This window comes from Streptomyces sp. SBT349 (assembly GCF_001083795.1).
Taxonomy (GTDB): Bacteria; Actinomycetota; Actinomycetes; order Streptomycetales; family Streptomycetaceae; genus Streptomyces.
The window spans coordinates 1-1,745 of record NZ_LAVK01000634.1; the positions used below are offsets into that span (position 1 = coordinate 1).

Consider the following 1,745-nt stretch of genomic DNA (forward strand, 5'->3'; position numbering starts at 1 on the left):
GGGGACGCGCCGGGTGGAACGCGGGGCCGCGTCGACGGAACGCGGGCGGGGACGCGAAAGACGCCGGGTCCCGGCCGCTCGCCACGTCTGTCGCGTGGAGCGGCCGGCCCGGCGCCGACGGGGTCGCTACTTGCGGGCGGCGGACCCGGCGTTCTTGCCGAAGCGCGCCTCGAACCGGGCCACACGGCCACCGGTGTCGAGGATCTTCTGCTTGCCGGTGTAGAACGGGTGGCACTCGGAGCAGATGTCCGCACGGATGCTGCCGGTGCTCACGGTGCTACGGGTGGTGAACGACGCCCCACAGGTACAGCTGACCTGGGTCTCGACGTACTCCGGGTGGATGTCGCGCTTCACGGTCTCTCCTCGTTTCGGGAGGGCGCCGGGTCGGCACGCGGGATGCGCGCCGTGAACCGGGGCCGACGGTCCAGTCTGCCAGCACTGGGCGTGCCCACCAAAACGAGGGCGGGCACCCCGGTATTCCGGGAGGTGCCGCGCTCGGCGCGGGGGATGAGGCGCCCGCCGGCTCAGTCGGGCGCGACGAGGGGTTCCCCCCCGCCGCCCTCCCCCGCGGAGTCCTCGGTGGCCGACCTCGGCACCGGCCGGTCCTGCCGCAGGGCCTCCCAGACCTGCTGGGACTGCCTCTTCAGCGGCGTGACGCGGTTGCGGTCCGCAGGGTCGTAGGTGACCGGCAGGGTGACCATCTGGAGGTGGTCCGGGCCGATGCCCTGGAGGGTCCGGCCGAGCCCGGCCAGCTCGCGGACGGATCCCAGCGAGGAGTCGGTGGTCACCGCGGAGGTGGCGACGTCGGCCAGGTCGTAGAGGCGCTTGGGGTTGGTCATCAGGTCCACGCCGCTGACCTGGTCGGCGAGTTCCCGCACGAACTGCTGCTGGAGCTCTATCCGGCTGAGGTCGCTGCCGTCGCCGACCGCCTTCCTGGTGCGCACCAGCGCGAGCGACTGCTGCCCGTCCAGGGTGTGGGTGCCGGCGGGCAGCGTCAGGTGGCTGTCCTCGTCGTCGATGGACTGGGTGGTGGTGATCTCCACGCCGCCCAGGGTGTCGATCAGCTCGGCGAAGCCCTTGAAGTCGATCTCGACGAAGTGGTCCATGCGCAGCCCCGTCAGGTTCTCCACGGTCTTGACCGAGCAGACCGGGCCGCCGACCGTATAGGCCTCGTTGAACATGGAACGTTCGCGGGCGGGGGCCTCGGAGCCGTCCTCGCGCTCGCAGGCGGGCCGTTCCACCAGGGTGTCGCGGGGGATGGAGACGATGGTGGCGGCGTCCTGGCCCTCGTTGATGTGCACGATCATCGCCGTGTCGGCGCGGGCCCCCGGCTCGTTCGCGCCGCCGTACGCCCTGTTCGCGCCGGCGCGTGAGTCGGAGCCCAGGACCAGGATGTCCAGCGAGTCGTGCGGGGCGTCCTCCGGCCGTCCCGTGCCCAGCGCGCCGTCGATGTCGATCTGCGAGATGTTCTGGTCGAGCTTGAAGTAGAGGGCGGTGAGCCCGGCACCGGCCAGCAGGACCAGCAGGCAGAGCCCGAGGACGGTGAAGCGCAGGAGCCGATGGCCGCGCGCGCCGCCCGGCCGGCGGGGGCGTCCCGCCCGCTGCTCTCCGTCCGTTTGGGGGCCCATTCACCTATGGTGCCCCCTTTCGCCGGTTCCCGCTTCCCGGGCGGACACCCTCCCGTCACCCGGGCATGACGGCGGGCGGCCCCGGCCTCCGTGGAGGGCGGCCGGGGCCGCCGGGGC

General features: G+C 72.8%; 2 protein-coding genes. Both read right to left on the bottom strand.

The genetic code is table 11. The features are described 5' to 3' along the window. Nucleotides 1-126: 126 nt before the first annotated feature. Entirely contained in the window at nt 127-354 is a 228-nt protein-coding gene (rpmE, locus tag ADY01_RS35380) for a 50S ribosomal protein L31 (protein WP_049580964.1), read from the bottom strand. A 170-nt stretch (nt 355-524) separates the two neighbouring features. Further along, complete coding sequence (locus ADY01_RS35385) at nt 525-1,628, bottom strand: LCP family protein (RefSeq protein ID WP_049580965.1); 1,104 nt, start codon at nt 1,626-1,628, stop codon at nt 525-527. Nucleotides 1,629-1,745: the final 117 nt, after the last annotated feature.

Coding starts and splice junctions, on each gene's coding strand:
- ADY01_RS35385 (WP_049580965.1), bottom strand. CDS start 1,628: ATGGGCCCCCAAACGGACGGAGAGCAGCGGGCGGGACGCCCCCGCCGG.